The organism is Pseudomonas sp. 22085 (genome assembly GCF_052045815.1).
GTDB classification, from domain to species: domain Bacteria; phylum Pseudomonadota; class Gammaproteobacteria; order Pseudomonadales; family Pseudomonadaceae; genus Aquipseudomonas; species Aquipseudomonas glycinae.
Map to the genome: position 1 here is coordinate 90,876 of NZ_JBQEQA010000003.1, position 18,545 is coordinate 109,420.

The 18,545-nt window shown below is 60.3% G+C and carries 14 protein-coding genes; 10 read left to right on the forward strand and 4 right to left on the reverse strand.

Going from position 1 to position 18,545, the window contains the following annotated elements; all coding sequences use genetic code 11:
* Window positions 1-189: 189 nt before the first annotated feature.
* The 3 genes from ACTJK7_RS04325 to aceE all read right to left on the reverse strand — a co-directional run bounded on the left by ACTJK7_RS04325 (window position 190) and on the right by aceE (window position 6,484).
* Complete coding sequence (locus ACTJK7_RS04325; RefSeq protein WP_108559258.1) at window positions 190-1,587, reverse strand: alkaline phosphatase D family protein; 1,398 nt, start codon at window positions 1,585-1,587, stop codon at window positions 190-192.
* Window positions 1,588-1,865: 278 nt separating this feature from the next.
* Complete coding sequence (gene aceF, locus ACTJK7_RS04330) at window positions 1,866-3,827, reverse strand: dihydrolipoyllysine-residue acetyltransferase (RefSeq protein WP_085654404.1); 1,962 nt, start codon at window positions 3,825-3,827, stop codon at window positions 1,866-1,868.
* 11 nt (window positions 3,828-3,838) lie between these two features.
* Entirely contained in the window at window positions 3,839-6,484 is a 2,646-nt protein-coding gene (gene aceE, locus ACTJK7_RS04335; protein ID WP_011332129.1) for a pyruvate dehydrogenase (acetyl-transferring), homodimeric type, read from the reverse strand.
* Window positions 6,485-6,746: 262 nt separating this feature from the next.
* Between aceE and ACTJK7_RS04340 the strand changes: the two genes are divergently transcribed.
* The 10 genes from ACTJK7_RS04340 (at window position 6,747) to ACTJK7_RS04385 (ending at window position 17,314) form a co-directional block, all read left to right on the forward strand.
* The gene (locus ACTJK7_RS04340) at window positions 6,747-6,872 is read left to right on the forward strand and encodes a hypothetical protein (RefSeq protein ID WP_255261909.1); all 126 of its coding nucleotides are present in this window, start codon (window positions 6,747-6,749) and stop codon (window positions 6,870-6,872) included.
* Window positions 6,869-9,808 (forward strand): bifunctional [glutamate--ammonia ligase]-adenylyl-L-tyrosine phosphorylase/[glutamate--ammonia-ligase] adenylyltransferase, encoded by a 2,940-nt coding sequence (gene glnE, locus ACTJK7_RS04345; RefSeq protein WP_085654403.1) that lies wholly within the window; start codon window positions 6,869-6,871, stop codon window positions 9,806-9,808. Before ACTJK7_RS04340 ends, glnE begins: the two co-directional genes overlap by 4 nt.
* 51 nt (window positions 9,809-9,859) lie before the next feature.
* A complete protein-coding gene (gene waaF, locus ACTJK7_RS04350; RefSeq protein ID WP_011332131.1) occupies window positions 9,860-10,894 on the forward strand; it encodes a lipopolysaccharide heptosyltransferase II in 1,035 nt (344 codons plus the stop codon).
* Window position 10,895: 1 nt separating this feature from the next.
* A complete protein-coding gene (waaC, locus tag ACTJK7_RS04355; protein ID WP_074689605.1) occupies window positions 10,896-11,957 on the forward strand; it encodes a lipopolysaccharide heptosyltransferase I in 1,062 nt (353 codons plus the stop codon).
* The gene (locus ACTJK7_RS04360) at window positions 11,957-13,078 is read left to right on the forward strand and encodes a glycosyltransferase family 4 protein (RefSeq protein ID WP_440779983.1); all 1,122 of its coding nucleotides are present in this window, start codon (window positions 11,957-11,959) and stop codon (window positions 13,076-13,078) included. Before waaC ends, ACTJK7_RS04360 begins: the two co-directional genes overlap by 1 nt.
* Window positions 13,079-13,885 (forward strand): lipopolysaccharide core heptose(I) kinase RfaP, encoded by an 807-nt coding sequence (rfaP, locus tag ACTJK7_RS04365; RefSeq protein ID WP_440779982.1) that lies wholly within the window; start codon window positions 13,079-13,081, stop codon window positions 13,883-13,885. It begins immediately after the preceding gene.
* Window positions 13,885-14,619, forward strand: a complete 735-nt coding sequence (locus tag ACTJK7_RS04370) for a lipopolysaccharide kinase InaA family protein (RefSeq protein ID WP_440779980.1) — start codon at window positions 13,885-13,887, stop codon at window positions 14,617-14,619. The genes rfaP and ACTJK7_RS04370 overlap by 1 nt, the downstream gene beginning before the upstream one ends.
* A complete protein-coding gene (locus ACTJK7_RS04375) occupies window positions 14,616-15,368 on the forward strand; it encodes a lipopolysaccharide kinase InaA family protein (protein ID WP_085654400.1) in 753 nt (250 codons plus the stop codon). The genes ACTJK7_RS04370 and ACTJK7_RS04375 overlap by 4 nt, the downstream gene beginning before the upstream one ends.
* On the forward strand, window positions 15,368-16,819 hold the full coding sequence (locus ACTJK7_RS04380) for a lipopolysaccharide kinase InaA family protein (RefSeq protein ID WP_323150984.1): 1,452 nt from the start codon (window positions 15,368-15,370) through the stop codon (window positions 16,817-16,819). Before ACTJK7_RS04375 ends, ACTJK7_RS04380 begins: the two co-directional genes overlap by 1 nt.
* A gap of 159 nt (window positions 16,820-16,978) precedes the next feature.
* A complete protein-coding gene (locus ACTJK7_RS04385) occupies window positions 16,979-17,314 on the forward strand; it encodes a YceK/YidQ family lipoprotein (RefSeq protein WP_108563633.1) in 336 nt (111 codons plus the stop codon).
* A 49-nt stretch (window positions 17,315-17,363) separates the two neighbouring features.
* On the opposite strand, the gene ACTJK7_RS04390 is transcribed toward ACTJK7_RS04385, so the two are convergent.
* Window positions 17,364-18,170 (reverse strand): hypothetical protein, encoded by an 807-nt coding sequence (locus ACTJK7_RS04390; protein WP_159085197.1) that lies wholly within the window; start codon window positions 18,168-18,170, stop codon window positions 17,364-17,366.
* Between the last annotated feature and the right edge of the window lie 375 nt (window positions 18,171-18,545).

Genomic DNA, 18,545 nt, shown 5'->3' on the forward strand with positions numbered 1-18,545 from the left:
TTTACTGTTGCCTGCGGCAAGGTTGCATCATTGCGGCACCGACTGACAAGAGACATGAAGGCCAAGTGCTATAAGAATATGTCGGCTGCAGTGAACATTTCTCCAGCGGTAGCCGGAAACTAATGCTATTAGGCGTGGAGAGTACCGTTCCAGAGCCTTTTGGCATCCGGAACGGTCGCACCGCTGGATTCATCGCAACGGAATATCGATGGATTGCAGGTGCCTGCCATCCCGGTCGTGATAGTTGACCTGGATCCGCTCGGCCTCGACCACCATGTGTGCAAAGTTGTCCTGGCTGATGACCTGGCTGGTCAGCGCGTGCCGGTATGTGCCTGCCTCGGTCTGCGTCAATGGCTGATCGAGAATGAAGGTGGCGGCGGTGGCGTAGGGCAGCAGTTTGCTGTTGCTCAGCGGTGAAGACACGACGGTGTGCACTTCGAAGTCAGGGTCTTCGCTGTGGCTCAGGCGACTGGTCAACGAGCCGTGCACGTCGCCTGAAATGAACACGACGTTCCTGATCCGATGCAGGCAGATGATTTCCAGCAGACGCAGGCGCTGTTCGGGGAAACCCGCCCAGGCATCATCGCCGTTCATTTTGCGGTCGGGGTAAAACATGACACTGGTGACCACGAACTTGACCCGCGCCGGGCTTTCGACCAACCACTTGCACAAGGCCTGTTCCTGTTCTTCGTCGAGGATGCGGCGGTTCTCGGTCGACAAGTTGCGGCGAGTTCGACTGTCCGTCACAAACCATTCGATATCGCCATCGCTGAATTGATACCAGTAATGCTCAAGTGATGTGGGATCAACTGTTCCATTAGTTGTTGTTGAGCAGATCGGGCTATGACTCGCTTGATAGATATCGTAAGCCGCCATTGCATTGCGATAGAGCGCTATGTCGGACTCGTTGGCGTTCATTGGCCAGTTGTCCTCTATTTCATGATCATCAAGAATCATGTAAGTCGAAGTGCCGGACATCAGTCGGCGGATATTGGGCAGGGAAAACGCCGCACGATACTTTGCAATGATCTCGTCATAGTCGCGATCCGGGGCCAACAGGTTCAAATCGTCCGCGTAGATCTGATCACCACACATCATGATTGCGCTGATTGCCGGTTGTGCCCCCTCGATCAACTGGCTGATGGACGCGAAGATCCGGTCGCCCGGATGCGGCAGCACCGGGATGCCGGCGGTCATGCGCAGGTAACGGCAGGAGCCGAGGATGTAGGCGCGCGGCTGCAAGGGCTGGCTGCTGCGGGTGCGCAGGCGATAGGTTTCCCGTGGCCATTGCAGCGGCAACTCCGCCACGCTGTGGATGGTATGGACAGGACTCATCGGGCTGAACCAGCCGGTCTGGTATTCGTAGTCCGTGTCGGCTTGCAAATGATCGAGCACCAGCACTTCAGTCATGTCGCGAGTTGAATCAAGTTTTACAAACTGCCCCGTCTGCCATTGTTTCGAGTCCAATGGTCGGTAACGAATTCCGGCAAATACGGCAGTGTTCTGTTGCAGTCCGCCGCGAATAAAGATCCGCGCCTGATTAGTTGTTGTATGGCCAACGATCGGGCCGACAGTAGGTTTCAGCATGTTCGAATCCATTCGAATAAGTGTTGGTGGGTAATAAAGTTGTCTCGTTTGTCGGTGCAACTTTGATGCGCCAAGGTTAGTTGTCTGTCGCTGAAAAATATCAATTTGAAGTGGACTGAAGTCGTGGCCTATATCAGCGCAAGTTGTGGGAAAAGTGCAGACGACAGTTATTCCAGGCAAAAAAAAGCCCCGCCAAACTGACGGGGTTGAGGTACGAGCGTGTGGCGCTCGAAAACGTGGAACGCAGTCGGCCCTCCGTTGCCGGAGGGCCGAGCGCTTTACAGCAGGATGGTGCGGATGTCCGCCAGCAGGTCGCTCAGACGCTTGGTGAAGCGTGCAGCAGCGGCGCCGTTGATCACACGGTGATCATAGGACAGCGACAGTGGCAGCATCAGTTTCGGCTGGAAGGCTTTGCCGTCCCAGACTGGCTGGATGGTTGCCTTGGAAACACCGAGTATCGCCACTTCCGGCGCGTTGACGATCGGCGTGAAGCCGGTGCCGCCAATGTGGCCGAGGCTGGAAATGGTGAAGCAGGCGCCTTGCATCTCGTCCGACGAGAGCTTCTTGGTCCGGGCTTTTTCAGCCAGGGAAGCGGCCTCGGCGGCCAGTTGCAGCAGGCTCTTCTGGTCGACGTTCTTGATGACCGGTACCAGCAGGCCATCCGGGGTGTCGACGGCGAAGCCGATGTTCACGTATTTCTTGCGGATGATCGCCTTGCCGCTTGGAGCCAGCGAGCTGTTGAAGTCCGGCAGTTCCTTGAGCAGGTGTGCGCAGGACTTGAGCAGCAGCGGCAGAATGGTCAGCTTGACGCCAGCCTTCTCTGCGACAGCTTTCTGTGCGGTGCGGAACGCTTCCAGCTCGGTGATATCCGCCGAGTCGAATTGCGTCACGTGCGGCACGTTCAGCCAGCTGCGGTGCAGGTTGGCGGCGCCGACCTGCATCAGGCGGGTCATCGGCACTTCTTCGATTTCGCCGAAACGGCTAAAGTCGACGACCGGAATCGGCGGGATGCCCGCGCCACCGGTTGCGCCAGCAGCAGCGGCCGGTGCTTCCTTGGCCTTCTGCATCATGGCTTTGACGTAAGTCTGTACGTCTTCTTTCAGGATGCGACCGTGCGGACCGCTGGCGCCGACAGCGCTCAGCTCGACGCCGAATTCGCGAGCCAGTTGACGCACGGCAGGGCCGGCGTGAACTTTCGCACCAGGCTTGGCTGGAGCAGCAACCGGAGCGGCGGCAGCGGGTGCAGCGGCAGCCGGAGCAGCAGCTGGCGCCGGAGCGCTCGGTGCAGCAGCGGCAGCTGGAGCCGGGGCAGCAGCCGGAGCGGCGCCTTTGACTTTCAGCTTGAGGATCAGGTCGCCAGTGCCGACTTCGTCGTCCAGCTTGATGGAAATGCTTTCCACCACGCCAGCGGCAGGCGACGGTATTTCCATGCTCGCCTTGTCGGACTCCAGGGTGATCAGCGACTGGTCGGCTTCAACGCTGTCGCCAGCCTTGACCAGCACTTCGATGATCTTGGCCTTGCCGGCCGAACCGATGTCCGGAACGTGGATGTCCTGAACGCTGTCGGCAACCGGTGCGGCAGGTGCAGCGGCCGGCGCCGGAGCAGCGGCAGCGGCTGGCGCAGCAGCCTGGGCCGGAGCGGCAGCAGCAGGGGCCGCAGCACCCGCCACTTCCAGATCCAGGATCAGGTCGCCGGTGCCGACTTCGTCGTTCAACTTGACGCTGATGGCCTTGACCACGCCAGCGGCAGGCGACGGGATTTCCATGCTCGCCTTGTCGGATTCCAGGGTGATCAGCGACTGATCAGCCTCGACCTTGTCGCCGACCTTGACCTGGATCTCGATGATCTGGGCCTTGCCCGACGAACCGATGTCCGGCACGTGCACTTGCTGAACCGAAGCGGCAGCAGGGGCAGCGGCTGGCGCAGCCGGTGCAGGCGCGGCGGCCGGTGCAGCTTCGGCCTTGGCGGCAGGCGCAGCAGCCGGAGCAGGGGCCGCTTGCGCGGCGCCCTCGACTTCCAGTTCCAGCAGTTCGTCGCCTTCCTTCAGGCGATCGCCCAGCTTCACTTTCAGGCTCTTGATGACGCCGGCCTTCGGGGCCGGCACTTCCATGCTGGCCTTGTCCGACTCCAGGGTCAGGATGCTCTGGTCGGCTTCGATACGGTCGCCGACCTTCACAAACAGTTCGATTACTTCACCTTCACCGCTGCCGATGTCAGGTACGCGAATGAGTTCGCTCACAGAGTTTCTCCTCAGCAGTCCAGTGGGTTGCGTTTTTCCGGGTCGATGCCGAACTTGGTGATGGCCTCGGCCACGACTTTAGGTTCGATATCGCCACGGTCAGCCAGTGCTTCCAGGGCTGCCAACACCACGAAATGACGGTCGACTTCGAAGAAATGACGCAGTTTCTTGCGGCTGTCGCTGCGGCCGAAACCGTCGGTGCCCAGGACTTTGAATTCCTTGGACGGTACCCACTGACGGATCTGCTCGGCGAACAGTTTCATGTAGTCGGTAGAGGCGATGACCGGACCCTTACGGCCGCTCAGGCACTCTTCGACGTAGCTGCGCTTAGGCTTCTGGCCTGGTTTCAGACGGTTGCTGCGCTCTACGGCCAGGCCGTCGCGACGCAGTTCGTTGAAGCTGGTGACGCTCCACACATCGGCGCCGATGTTGAACTCTTCACGCAGGATCTTCGCCGCTTCACGGACTTCACGCAGGATGGTGCCGGAGCCCATCAGCTGTACGTGATGCGCCGCATCGCGGGTGTCTTCTTCGAGCAGGTACATGCCTTTCTTGATGCCTTCTTCGGCACCGGCCGGCATGGCTGGCTGCTGGTAGGACTCGTTCATCACGGTGATGTAATAGAAGATGTCCTGTTGCTCTTCGGTCATCTTCTTCATGCCGTCCTGAATGATCACCGCCAGCTCGTAGCCGTAGGTCGGATCGTAGGTGCGGCAGTTCGGGATGGTGGCAGCCAGCAGGTGGCTGTGACCGTCTTCGTGCTGCAGGCCTTCGCCGTTCAGGGTGGTACGGCCGGCGGTGCCGCCGATCAGGAAGCCACGGGTGCGGCTGTCGCCGGCAGCCCAGGCCAGATCGCCGATACGCTGGAAGCCGAACATCGAGTAGAAGATGTAGAACGGCAGCATCGGCTGGTTGTGGCTGGAGTACGAAGTACCGGCGGCGATGAAGGAACTCATGGCGCCCGCTTCGTTGATGCCTTCTTCAAGGATCTGACCTTTCTGGTCTTCCTTGTAGAACATCACCTGGTCTTTATCGACTGGCTCGTAGAGCTGGCCGACGGACGAGTAGATGCCCAGCTGACGGAACATGCCTTCCATGCCGAAGGTACGGGCTTCGTCCGGGATGATCGGAACGATGCGCGGGCCGATTTCCTTGTCCTTGACCAGTTGCGCGAGGATCCGCACGAACGCCATGGTGGTGGAAATTTCACGGTCGCCGGAACCGTCGAGGATCGCCTTGAGGGTGTCCAGATCCGGAGTCGGTACGCTGAAGCTCTGGGCGCGACGCTGAGGCACGAAACCGCCCAGTGCGGCGCGACGCTCGGCCAGGTAACGGGCTTCGGCGCTGTTTGGCTCTGGCTTGAAGAACGGCAGGTTTTCCAGCTCTTCGTCTTTCACCGGGATGTCGAAGCGGTCGCGGAACAGCTTCAGGCTGTCGACGTCGACTTTCTTGGTGTTGTGCGCGGTGTTCTTCGCTTCGCCCGCACCGGTACCGTAACCCTTGATGGTCTTGGCCAGGATGACGGTCGGTTGTTCTTTGTGGTTGACCGCTTCGTGGTACGCCGCGTAGACCTTGTACGGGTCGTGGCCGCCACGGTTGAGTTTCCAGATCTCGTCGTCGGACAGGTCTGCAACCATCGCCTTGAGTTCAGGCGTGTTGAAGAAGTGTTCGCGAACGAACGCGCCGTCTTTGGCTTTGTAGTTCTGGTACTCGCCGTCGATGACTTCGTCCATGCGACGTTGCAGGATGCCGTCGACGTCTTTGGCCAGCAGTGGGTCCCAGAAACGGCCCCAGATGACTTTGGTCACGTTCCACTGAGCACCGCGGAACACGCCTTCGAGTTCCTGGATGATCTTGCCGTTGCCGCGAACCGGGCCGTCGAGGCGCTGCAGGTTGCAGTTGATGACAAAGATCAGGTTGTCCAGCTTCTCGCGGCCGGCCAGGGAGATGGCGCCCAGGGATTCCGGCTCGTCGCACTCGCCGTCGCCCAGGAAGCACCAGACTTTCTGTTTGCCCGGCTGGATGAAGCCGCGGTGTTCCAGGTACTTCATGAAGCGAGCCTGGTAGATCGCCTGGATCGGGCCCAGACCCATCGAAACGGTCGGGAACTGCCAGAAGTCAGGCATCAGCCAAGGGTGCGGGTAAGACGACAGGCCCTGACCGTCGACTTCCTGGCGGAAGTTGTTCATCTGGTCTTCGGTGATGCGGCCTTCCATGAATGCACGGGCGTATACGCCTGGCGAGGTGTGGCCCTGGAAGTAGATCAGGTCGCCGCCGTGTTCGTCGGTCGGGGCCTGGAAGAAGTAGTTGAAGCCGATGTCGTACAGGGTCGCACTGGAAGCGAAGCTGGAGATGTGACCACCCAGGTCAGAATCTTTCAGGTTCGTACGCATTACCATGGCCATCGCGTTCCAGCGTACCAGCGAGCGAATGCGGCGTTCCATGAACAGGTCGCCAGGCATGCGTGCTTCGTGGGTAACGGGGATCGTGTTGCGGTAAGGCGTGGTGATGGCGTAAGGGAGCTGCGAACCGCTGCGGGTTGCCAGTTCACCCATACGGGTCATCAGATAGTGAGCACGGTCTTCGCCTTCTTTGTCGAGAACCGATTCCAGGGCGTCCAGCCATTCCTGGGTTTCGACGGGATCGAGGTCTTGCATGGCTTGCTCCAGGGCGGAAAGGCTTCCAGAATCGGTTGCCTGAGTTTGCGACTGGCCTTGTGGGCAGACGATTTAAAATTCTTGGATTGCCGACAGGTTGTTCCGGCGGCGTGTAGTTTTACTACAAATCATCCGGCATTTCAGCCTTTCGAATGTATAGACGAGTAGTAAAACTACAGATGAAAGGCTTGTGGCCTCCGACTGCGTTGTGAGAATAATCGTTAAGGTTGGTCTTTGGCCATCCGGAAAAGGTGAAAGTTTGATGCTGGCTGCCAAAGAAAAAGAAATTTCAGCTATTTCTCACTTTTGTTCGACAGTCCTTCGCGTAGCGGTTTTTCAATCATCACTACAAGCGGCCATTTACACGCCGATCAAGGATAGACCATGACCCTGCCCGCGCTTGCCGAACTGCCCGCCATTCTCCTGCCGTTGGTCAGCCGATCGGAGCAGTCGTTCCGTGCGGCCGTCGCGCAACTGGAAGACGATCACGGCTTCTCGTCCTGGACGCCGGAACGCTGGGCGCAGTTCGCCCGCGTCAGCGCCGCCAGCGATTTCGTCATTGAACAGAGCGTTCGTGACCCTTTGATGTTGTTGTCGCTGGTACAGTCCGGCGAACTGGACCGGCCGTTCGCCCGCGGCGAGTTGTGCGGGCAGATTGCAGAGGCGGTGAGCACCGCGCAGACCGAAGATGAGCTGGGCCGCGTCCTGCGTCGCCAGCGCACCCGGCATCAGGTGCGGATCATCTGGCGCGACCTTAACCGTCAGGCCGATCTGGTGCAGACCTGCCGCGACCTTTCGGACATGGCCGACGCCAGCATCGATCAGGCCTATCAATGGTTGTACCGCCGCCATTGCGAGCAGTTCGGCACGCCGACCGGTCGGCGCAGCGGCGAACCGCAGCAGATGGTCATCCTCGGCATGGGCAAGCTTGGCGCGGTCGAGCTGAACCTGTCCTCGGACATCGATCTGATCTTCGCCTACCCCGAGGGCGGCGAAACCGTCGGCGTGAAGCGCCCGCTGGATAACCAGGAATTCTTCATCCGTCTCGGCCAGCGCCTGATCAAGGCCCTCGACCCGATCACCGTCGACGGTTTCGTGTTCCGCGTCGACATGCGCCTGCGCCCGTACGGCTCATCCGGTGCGCTGGTGCTGAGCTTCAATGCGCTGGAGCAGTATTACCAGGATCAGGGCCGGGACTGGGAACGCTACGCGATGATCAAATCTCGGGTGGTGGCCGGCGATCAGGTGGCAGGCGAGCAGTTGCAGGAAATGCTGCGGCCGTTCGTTTACCGGCGTTATCTGGACTTCTCGGCGATCGAAGCGCTGCGCACCATGAAGCAACTGATCCAGCAGGAAGTGCGGCGCAAGGGCATGGCCGACAACATCAAGCTGGGCTCCGGCGGTATCCGCGAAGTCGAGTTCATCGCCCAGGCCTTTCAACTGATTCACGGCGGACGCGACCTGAGTCTGCAACAGCGCCCTCTATTAAAGGTGTTGAGCACGCTTGAAGGGCAGGGCTATCTGCCGCCTGCCGTCATCAGCGAGCTGCGCGAAGGTTACGAATTCCTGCGTTACACCGAACACGCGATCCAGGCGATTGCCGACCGTCAGACCCAGATGCTCCCGGACAGCGCTCAGGATCAGGCGCGCATTGCGTTCATGCTCGGTTTCGCCGACTGGGAAGCGTTCCACGAGAAGCTGATGTTCTGGCGCGGCCGGGTGGCCTGGCACTTCGCGCAAGTGATCGCCGATCCCGATGAGGACGAAGGCGCCGAGAGTGAAGTGGTGGTCGGCGGTGAATGGCTGCCGCTGTGGGAAGAAGCTCAGGACGAAGAGGCCGCCTGTCGCCAGTTGGAGGAGGGCGGTTTCGCTGACGCGACCAAGGCCTTGAAGGCATTGGCGAGCCTGCGTGCCAGCCCGCAGTTGCGGGCGATGCAGCGTCTGGGGCGCGAACGTCTCGACGCCTTTATTCCGCGCCTTCTGGCTCAGGCGGTGGAACACGAAAATCCCGATCTGGTGCTGGAGCGCGTCCTGCCGCTGGTCGAGGCGGTGGCCCGGCGTTCGGCTTATCTGGTGCTGCTGACCGAAAACCCCGGCGCGCTGCGGCGGTTGCTGACGCTATGCGCCGCCAGCCCGTGGATCGCCGAGCAGATCACCCGTTTTCCGCTGCTGCTCGATGAATTGCTCAACGAAGGCCGGCTGTTCAAGCCACCGCTGGCACCGGAGCTGGCTGCCGAGCTGCGCGAGCGCCTGACCCGGATCCCGGAAGACGACCTCGAACAACAGATGGAAGCCCTGCGTCATTTCAAACTGGCGCACCGCTTGCGCGTCGCCGCGTCGGAAATCGCCGGCAGCCTGCCGTTGATGAAAGTCAGCGATTACCTGACCTGGCTGGCCGAGGCGATTCTGGAGCAGGTGCTGGCGCTGGCCTGGCGTCAGACCGTGGCCAAGTACGGCACGCCGCTGCGCACTGACGGCACGCTGTGCGATCCCGGCTTCATCATTGTCGGTTATGGGAAAGTCGGCGGGATCGAGTTGGGGCATGGTTCGGATCTGGATCTGGTGTTCATCCATGATGGTGACCAGCAGGCCGAAACCGATGGCCCGAAACCGATCGATGGCACCCAATTCTTCACCCGGCTCGGCCAGCGGATCATTCACTTGCTGACGGCGCAGACCAACTCCGGCCAGCTGTACGAAGTGGACATGCGCCTGCGTCCGTCCGGGGCGTCCGGCCTGCTGGTCAGTTCGCTCGGCGCGTTTGCGCGCTATCAGGAAAATGAAGCCTGGACCTGGGAACATCAGGCGCTGGTGCGGGCGCGGGTGCTGGTGGGTAGCAAGGATGTCGGCCAGGCCTTCGAGAATGTCCGGGCCCAGGTGCTGGGCAAGGCGCGGGATCTGGCAAAACTGCAACAGGAAGTGAGCGAGATGCGCGCCAAGATGCGCGACAACCTCGGCAGCAAGAGCACCGCCGCCGGTACCGGGGCGAATGCCTTCGAGGCCACGGCGCCGTTCGACCTCAAGCAGGACGCCGGAGGTATCGTCGATATTGAATTTATGGTGCAATACGCGGCCCTGGCGTGGTCGCAGACCCACCCGCCGTTGCTGCGCTGGACGGACAATATCCGCATTCTCGAAGAGCTGGAACACGAAGGGCTGATGCCGGCCGAAGACGCCAGCCTGTTGCGCGAGGCCTATAAGGCCTATCGTTCCGCCGCCCACCGGCAGGCCTTGCAGAAGGACGCCGGGGTGATACCGGGCGATCAGTTCGCGGACGAACGGCGGCAGGTGATGCGGATCTGGCGTGAGCTGGGGCTAAGCTGATTCTCGAGGCGGGGAGGCGTAAAGCCTCCCCGGTTCGTTTATGGAAACCACATGAATATTCTGATCGTTGGGCCCAGTTGGGTCGGTGACATGGTGATGGCGCAGACACTGTTTCAGTGTCTCAAGCAGCGCCACCCGCAGTGCGAAATCGACGTGCTGGCCCCGGAGTGGAGCCGGCCGATCCTCGAACGCATGCCCGAAGTGCGCAAGGCCTTGAGCTTCCCGCTCGGCCACGGCGCACTGGAGCTGGCGACCCGTCGGCGGATCGGCAAATCCCTGGCCGGCCAGTACGACCAGGCGATCCTGTTGCCGAACTCCTTGAAGTCGGCGCTGGTGCCGTTCTTCGCCGGCATCCCGAAACGCACCGGCTGGCGCGGCGAATTCCGCTACGGCCTGCTCAATGACGTGCGCACGCTGGATAAAGAACGTTATCCGCTGATGATCGAGCGTTTCATGGCGCTGGCCTTTGAACCGAACGCCGAGCTGCCGAAACCCTATCCGCGCCCGAGCCTGCAAATCGACCCGGTGACCCGCGAGGCCGCATTGGCCAAGTTCGGCCTGACCCTCGACCGTCCGGTGCTGGTGTTGTGCCCCGGCGCCGAATTCGGTGAAGCCAAGCGCTGGCCGTCCGAGCATTACGCCAAGGTCGCCGAAGCGCGGATTCGCGAAGGCTGGCAGGTCTGGCTGTTCGGTTCGAAGAACGATCACGCGGTCGGCGAAGACATCCGCGCGCGGCTGATTCCGGGCTTGCGCGAAGAGTCCGTGAATCTGAGCGGCGGCACTTCGCTGGCCGAGGCCATCGACCTGATGTCCTGCGCCGATTCGGTGGTCTCCAACGATTCCGGCCTGATGCACGTGGCCGCAGCATTGAATCGCCCGTTGGTGGCGGTCTACGGTTCGACCTCGCCGGGTTTCACCCCGCCGCTGGCCGAACACGTGGAAATCGTCCGTCTGGGCCTCGATTGCAGCCCTTGCTTCGACCGCACCTGCCGTTTCGGCCATTACAACTGCCTGCGCCAGCTGATGCCGGACGCGGTCAACGATGCCTTGCAGCGTTTGCAGGGCTCTGTGGTCGAGGTTCATTAACTTGCGGGTATTGCTGATCAAGACTTCATCGCTGGGCGACGTGATTCACGCATTGCCGGCGCTGACCGACGCCGCCCGGGCGATTCCCGGGATCAAGTTCGACTGGGTGGTGGAAGAAGGTTTCGCCGAGATTCCGACCTGGCACCCGGCCGTAGGCAAAGTGATTCCGGTGGCGATCCGCCGCTGGCGCAAAAATATCTGGAAAACCATCACCAGCGGCGAATGGAAGCGCTTCAAGCAGTCCGTTCGGGCGAACAAATATGACCTGGTGATCGACGCTCAGGGCCTGCTGAAAAGCGCCTGGCTGACCCGCTACGTCAAAGCCCCGGTGGCCGGTCTCGACAAGGGCTCGGCCCGCGAACCGATCGCCGCGCGCTTTTATGACCGCAAGCTGGCGGTGGCCCGTGGGCAGCATGCTGTCGAGCGTGTGCGCCAGTTGTTCGCGATTGCTTTGGGTTATGACTTGCCCAAAGGCCTGGGCGATTACGGCCTCAACGTCGAGCGTCTGGTCGAACTGCCGCGCAAGAATGCTTATGTGGTGTTCCTCCACGGCACCACCTGGGACACCAAACACTGGCCGGAAGCCTACTGGCGCGAGCTGACCGAACGGGTCGGTTACCTCGGCGTCGGGATCAAGTTGCCGTGGGGCAACCCGCTGGAGAAGGCCCGGGCCGAGCGCATCGCCGCCGGTTTCAAACATGCCGAAGTACTGCCGAAGCTGAACCTGGCCGGGGTCGGCAAGGTGCTCGCTGGTGCCCAGGCCTGCGTCGCGGTGGACACCGGTCTCGGCCATCTCGCTGCAGCACTGGACGTGCCGACGATTTCCCTGTTCGGCCCGACCAATCCGGGCCTGACCGGCGCCTACGGCAAGCTGCAGATTCACCTCGGCAGCGATTTCCCGTGCGCGCCGTGCCTGCAAAAGAAATGTACGTATCAACCGACCGCGCAGGATGCCCGTCAGTTTGACCTGAAACGCGAGTGGCCCCTGTGCTTCACGCGTCTGAATCCCGAGCGTGTTGCCAGCCGACTGAGCACGTTGTTGATGGCTGAGGAGCTGCGCTGATGCAATTGGCTTTTGTCCTGTACAAATATTTCCCGTTCGGCGGTTTGCAGCGCGACTTCATGCGCATCGCCCTCGAATGCCAGAAGCGCGGCCATCAAATTCGCGTCTACACCCTGATCTGGGAAGGCGACGTGCCGCCCGGTTTCGAAGTGCTGGTGGCGCCGGTCAAGGCGTTCTTCAATCATCGGCGCAATGAAAAACTCAGCGCGTGGATGGAGGCGGACCTGGCCAAGCGTCCGGTGGATCGCCTGATCGGCTTCAACAAAATGCCGGGGCTGGACGTCTACTACGCCGCCGACGGCTGCTTCGAAGACAAGGCGCAGAACCTGCGCCATTCGCTGTATCGCCGCTGGGGCCGCTACCGCCACTTCGCCGAATACGAGCGTGCAGTGTTCGCCAAAGACGCGAAGACCGAAGTGCTGATGATTTCCGAAGTGCAGCAGCCGTTGTTCATCAAGTATTACGACACGCCGCTGGAACGCTTCCACCTGCTGCCGCCGGGCATCGCCCAGGACCGTCGACGCCCTGCGGATGCCGACCGGATTCGCGCCGGTTTCCGCGCCGAATTCAATCTGAAGGACGACGAACTGCTGCTGGTGCAGATCGGTTCCGGGTTCAAGACCAAGGGTGTCGATCGCAGCCTGAAAGCGCTGGCCGCCTTGCCTGCCGATCTGAAGAAACGCACCCGGCTGTTTGTAATCGGCCAGGATGACCCCAAATTGTTCCAGATGCAGAGTGCGACGCTGGGCCTGGGCGACAACGTGACGTTCCTCAAGGGGCGCAGCGATATCCCGCGTTTCCTGCTCGGCGCCGATCTGTTGATCCACCCGGCGTACAACGAAAACACCGGTACGGTGCTGCTTGAAGCGCTGGTCGCCGGGTTGCCGGTGCTGGTCAGCGCGGTCTGCGGTTACGCCCATTACATCGCCGAGGCCGGTGCCGGGCGGGTGCTGGACGAGCCGTTCGATCAGGCGCAACTGGCGCAATACCTGACTGACATGTTGAACGACGACGCTGCACGGGCGGCCTGGAGCCGCAACGGTCTGGCCTTCGCCGAGACGGCCGACCTCTACAGCATGCCGCAGCACGCGGCCGATGTGATTCTGGCGGAGCACGCTTAAATGAAGTTGATGCTGGCTGAACCGTTCAAGAGCCTGTGGGCCGGACGCGATCCGTTCGCCGAGGTCGAGGGCTTGCAGGGCGAGGTGTACCGCGAGCTGGAAGCCCGCCGGACGTTGCGCACGGAAGTCGACGGCAATGGCTTTTTCGTCAAGATCCACCGGGGCATCGGTTGGGGCGAGATCTTCAAGAACCTGCTGACCGCCAAGCTGCCGGTGCTCGGCGCGGGCCAGGAATGGAAAGCCATCCAGCGCTTGCAGGAAGTCGGCGTGCCGACCATGACCGCCGTTGCGTACGGCGAGAAGGGCAGCAACCCGGCGGATCAGCATTCGTTCATCGTCACCGAAGAGCTGGCACCGACCATCAGTCTGGAAGACTTCAGCATCGACTGGGTCAAGCAACCGCCGCAGCCAAGACTCAAGCGGGCGCTGATCGCCGAGGTCGCGCGCATGACCGGCATGATGCACCGCGCCGGGGTCAACCACCGCGACTGCTACATCTGCCACTTTCTGCTGCACACCGACAAGCCGGTGACCCCGGAAGATTTCAAACTCTCGGTGATCGACCTGCACCGCGCCCAGACCCATCCGGCGATCACCCGGCGCTGGCGCGACAAGGATCTGGCGGCGCTGTATTTTTCCGCGCTGGACATCGGCCTGACCCGCCGCGACAAGCTGCGCTTCCTCAAGGGCTATTTCCAGCAACCGCTGCGCCGGATCCTGGCTGAAGAAGCACCGTTGCTGAACTGGCTCGAAGGCAAGGCCAACAAGCTCTACGAGCGCAAGCAGCGATACGGGGATGCGCTCTGATGGCGGGTTGGAATCTTGAGCCCGAATACAACGATCTCGCAGCGGATTTCGGCAGCCTTGAAGCGGTGTTTGCGCTTGAAGGCGAGCGTCTGACCCGCGACCCGTTGTCCGAAGTCATTCGCGTGCAGCGCAACGGCGTCAACTATTACGTCAAACGCTACTCCGGCGCCGGCAAGGGCTTGCGCCGTTACCTGGGCAAGCCCCGGGTGAAGATGGAATGGCAGAACCTCAAGCGCTTTGCCAAGTGGGGCATTCCCACTGCCGAGGTGGTGGCGTGGGGCCTGGAGCGCAACGGCATGGCCTACGATCGCGGGGCGATGATTACCCGTGAACTGCCGCGCACCGAAGACCTGTCGGCACTGGCCGAACGCAACGATCCCAAGCTCAAGGATCGCGCCTGGGTCGATGGCGTCAGCCGGCAACTGGCTGGTTACACCCGGGTCATGCACGACCATCGCTTTACCCATAACGATCTGAAGTGGCGCAACCTGCTGATCGACGATCAGGCGCAGTTGTATCTGATCGACTGCCCGAACGGCGATTTTTGGCGCGGTTTCTGGCTCAAGTACCGGATCACCAAGGATCTGGCCTGCCTCGACAAGGTGGCCAAGTATCACCTGTCGAACACCCAGCGCCTGCGCTTCTACCTGCAATACCGCCAGCGTGACCGGCTGAATGCCGCCGACAAGCAACGGATTCGCCACGTGGTGAGATTTTTCGAGGGACGCGAATGACTGATTTTCTCGCCGAAGAAGACCGTGCACTGCTTGAGCGCCACGGTCTAGGCACTTTTGACGCCCTGTGGGCCAAGCAGCTTGAGGCTGTAGATGAACCCAACACCGCCCGTGGCGGCTGGAGCAGCGTGTTTCGTCTGGAACTGGAAGGCCAGGGTTACTACCTCAAGCGCCAGAGCAATTACCTGACCCGCACCTTGCATGCGCCGTTCGGCGAACCCAGTTTTGCCCGCGAATTTCGCAATATCAGCCGATATCGCAAACTCGGCATTCCTGCGCTGCAAGCGGCTTTTTTCGGTGAGCGCAAAGTCGACGGCGAAATCCGCGCGATCCTGCTGACTCGCGCGCTGGATGGCTGGAGCGACCTTGAGTCGCTGCTGGCGCGCTGGTCGCAACTCGGTGCAACGCAACAAACGGCGATCCTCAAGGCCTGCGGGCTGCTGGCTCGGTATCTGCACGGCGTACGCCAGGTGCATGGCTGTTTCTATCCCAAGCACATTTTTCTGCGGGCCAACGGTGACGAGTACCAGGCGCAACTGATCGACCTGGAAAAAACCCGACCGTTATTGTTCGGCATGCGTGACCGGATCAAGGACCTGGAGCCGCTGCAACGCCGCGCACCGGAGTGGAGCGACGCGCAATTGCGTGAGTTGCTGGCGGCTTACCTCGATCAGCCCGCCGACAGCTCGCTGCTCGACAGCTGGCTCGCCCGGCTGACCGCACGACGTAGCCACAAGGAGACCCGCTGATGCAGCTGTCCGAGCTGACCGGTGTCGGGCGAACCCCGCAACTGCCACTGTCGGTAGCCCTCGCCGATGCGGCCGGTCCAGCGGACTTGCAATTGCTGAGTCTGTTGCGCGTGTTGCCGGGGCAGCGTTACGTCGGTGCCGGTGTGTGGCGCGGGCGTCCGGTGCTGGCCAAGTTACTGGTCGGCAACAAGGCCGCGCGACATTTTCAGCGTGAGCTGGAAGGGGTGAAGCTGCTCGCCGCCCAGGGCATGACCACGCCGTTGCTGCTGGCTGATGGTCTGAAGGATGGCGAAGGCGGCTGGTTGCTGTTCGAGTTCCTTGAAGGCGCCGAGAGTCTGGGCGATGCCTGGAGCAAGGTCGAATCCCTGCCGGTGCTGGCCGACGAACAATCGGCGGTGCTGGCCGAAGCGCTTGGCGCCATCGGTCAATTGCACGGCAAAGGCCTGTGGCAGGAAGACCTGCATCTGGACAACCTGCTGCGCCACGGCGGCCAACTTTATCTGATCGACGGCGCCGGTATCCGTGTGGAAACTGCCGGCCAGCCGTTGTCACGGCAGAAAGTGCTGGAAAACCTCGGGGTGTTTTTCGCCCAGTTGCCCAAGTCGCTCGAGCCGTTCACCGAAGAATTGCTGGTGTATTACCTGCTGAGCAACAGCGAGCACGCGCTGCCGCTGGAAGCCCTGCAAAAGCAGATCGACAAGGTGCGCGCCTGGCGCTTGAAGGATTACCTGATCAAGGTCGGTCGTGAATGCACGCTGTTCAGCGTCAAGCGTGGTGCATTTGCTCTGCGCTCGATTCGCCGCGAGGAAGAGTCCGCGATGCTGCCGGTGCTGGAGCAGGCCGATGCCTTGCTCGATCAGGGTCATTTGTACAAAACCGGCGGCGCGGCGAGCGTCGGCAAGATCGAAGTGGCCGGGCGTGCGCTGGTGATCAAACGTTACAACATCAAAGGGTTTGCTCATTGGCTCAAGCGCTTCTGGCGCCCGAGCCGCGCCTGGCATTCCTGGCGCGAGGGTAATCGCCTCGCGTTCCTCGGTATCGCCACGCCCAAACCGCTGGCGGTGCTGGAAACCCGGTTTTTCTGGCTGCGCAGCAAGGCGTATCTGATCACCGAGTACCTGCCCGGGCCTGACATCATCGAGCGCTTTGCGCCGTATGTTGAGAGCGGCGCAGCGCCGGAAGCCGAGTTGCAGGCGCTGGATCAGCTGTTTGCGCGGTTGATTGCCGAGCGCATCAGTCATGGCGATTTCAAGGGCCACAACCTGTTCTGGCATGAGGATCGCTGGGCGCTGATCGATCTGGATTCGATGTGCCAGCACGGTTCGGCGGGCAGCTTTGCTCCAGCCTATGCCCGGGATCGCGCGCGGTTCATGCGCAACTGGCCCGAGAGCAGTGCGCTGTATCAGGTGATCGATCAGCGTTTGCCCAAGGATGCATCGGGCGCTGTGTGATTTATTTCGCAAGCCGGTAAGACGTTTCTGCAATGGAAATCGGGTAAGGCATGTGACGACAAATTCTTGTGATTTGTCCTACGGCCTTACCAGAACCCATGAACTGCCCCGTATAAGCCTCCGATGCTAGTTTGCCCCGACGTTCCCGGAGGGCAAATCTTGACCATCAAAACGGCTATTACCATTGGCGCATTTTCCCTGGCATTGTCTGGCTGCGGCACCGCCGTCACTGTGCTGCAGGACGACGAGGCTGCTACGCGCAGCCTGCGCAAACAGAAGACCTACTGTCAGTCGATCCCGCGCATCTACAGCGGGCTCGCCCACGACTTCTGCCTGTTGCACGCGCCCCCTGATCCCACTGGCATTCTGGTGCCTGTCGTCCTGCTCGACATGACTCTTTCCGGGGTATTCGATACGGCTTGCCTGCCTTATACGATCTATCGTCAGGCCAGCGATGGCAACCTCAGTATTTACTGGCGTAGAGGCCATAACTGATCTGCGCCGCTGTCCCAGCGATTCGTAGTCATGGCTTGTCACGAAAGGGTTAAATTAATCCAAATTCGATAACGCCTGTACTCCATCTCAAGCTTGGATCCAGCTCCGCGCCTAACCAGATTTCATATAAGGCTGTGCAGCTGAAGCCTTGATAAGGCGAGTATGCATGGACAGGTATATGGAAAAGACAATCGCTGTCCGGATTGGTGGTGAGAACTGTTTCTGAATGTGAGAAAAGTAAAAGGTTCTGGTCAAATACCATCCAGTTCATTGAGATGGCGTTGTATTCCCGCAAGTTTTTGATGGCAGGAATAGTTGTGGTCAGGCCATGAGGGTGGTCTGAGATTTTTAATGTGTTGTCAGTCACTCCCTCGATAATGGCTGGCTTGTAAAGTAACTGTGGCGCCACAGTTATCGGTAACTCGGGAGACAGCGTTTCATGGCCATCTTTAATAAAGGCATAGCTTATTTTTAGCGTCTTTAGTTCGAATTTTTTTATTTCGCTCGGGGGGATTTCGATCAGCTCGACGTTACCGGGGATCGAAACCGGGAGTGGCGTCGACGTATATTCGGCGGAGCCATCATCAGCTGACCAGCGCACATATATCAGGCTTCCAGCGTCGGATTTTCGAGTGCTGACGGGCATTACTACCCGCAGGTTCAGTACTACCTCCATTGGAAGGACAACGCCCCAATGGGATCCGTGGAATAAATGCAAGGCGTTTGTCGCGAAGGCTCTATACGCGAGTACGGGAAGTTCGAGTGAAGTATTGGATGGGGTGGTACTTGGAGAAATTAATTGATTTTTTTCACTGAAAAAGCCGAACGTTCTTTCGCTATATATTTTATCTTTCATGGTGTTAGCCCTCTGCTCGTATTTATGATGTCTTGCCGAGTGTTCAGGATGGTAGGTGTGGGAAGGTTTATCTACTGTCAGATTTGACAGTTGGCTATATTCTTTTTTTGTTTTTTAATAATGATTTTTTATTTTTTTTATATAGCGGGCGACATTTTTGGTCGTAGAAAAGGCCAAGTGAGCATCAGCCATCGGTTTGGTTACGCGCAGGTTGAGCGCTGCTTGGATGCGCGTCCATTCGCCGGCTTTCGCGACGCTCAATCCGATGTCAGCGTCATTGACATTCCTTGCTATAATCCCGCCCTTTAGCTGTCTCTCGCCCGGTGCGAGGGCACATCATTTTTCAAGGCGCATCGCGCCTGAATGCAGACTAAA

What these genes read in the sequence shown, in the direction of transcription:
- ACTJK7_RS04325 (WP_108559258.1), bottom strand. Translation starts at nt 1,587, where the DNA reads ATGCTGAAACCTACTGTCGGCCCGATCGTTGGCCATACAACAACTAAT.
- aceE (WP_011332129.1), bottom strand. Translation starts at nt 6,484, where the DNA reads ATGCAAGACCTCGATCCCGTCGAAACCCAGGAATGGCTGGACGCCCTG.
- ACTJK7_RS04340 (WP_255261909.1), top strand. Translation starts at nt 6,747, where the DNA reads ATGCTGGCTGCCAAAGAAAAAGAAATTTCAGCTATTTCTCACTTTTGT.
- glnE (WP_085654403.1), top strand. Translation starts at nt 6,869, where the DNA reads ATGACCCTGCCCGCGCTTGCCGAACTGCCCGCCATTCTCCTGCCGTTG.
- waaF (WP_011332131.1), top strand. Translation starts at nt 9,860, where the DNA reads ATGAATATTCTGATCGTTGGGCCCAGTTGGGTCGGTGACATGGTGATG.
- ACTJK7_RS04360 (WP_440779983.1), top strand. Translation starts at nt 11,957, where the DNA reads ATGCAATTGGCTTTTGTCCTGTACAAATATTTCCCGTTCGGCGGTTTG.
- rfaP (WP_440779982.1), top strand. Translation starts at nt 13,079, where the DNA reads ATGAAGTTGATGCTGGCTGAACCGTTCAAGAGCCTGTGGGCCGGACGC.
- ACTJK7_RS04370 (WP_440779980.1), top strand. Translation starts at nt 13,885, where the DNA reads ATGGCGGGTTGGAATCTTGAGCCCGAATACAACGATCTCGCAGCGGAT.
- ACTJK7_RS04375 (WP_085654400.1), top strand. Translation starts at nt 14,616, where the DNA reads ATGACTGATTTTCTCGCCGAAGAAGACCGTGCACTGCTTGAGCGCCAC.
- ACTJK7_RS04380 (WP_323150984.1), top strand. Translation starts at nt 15,368, where the DNA reads ATGCAGCTGTCCGAGCTGACCGGTGTCGGGCGAACCCCGCAACTGCCA.
- ACTJK7_RS04390 (WP_159085197.1), bottom strand. Translation starts at nt 18,170, where the DNA reads ATGAAAGATAAAATATATAGCGAAAGAACGTTCGGCTTTTTCAGTGAA.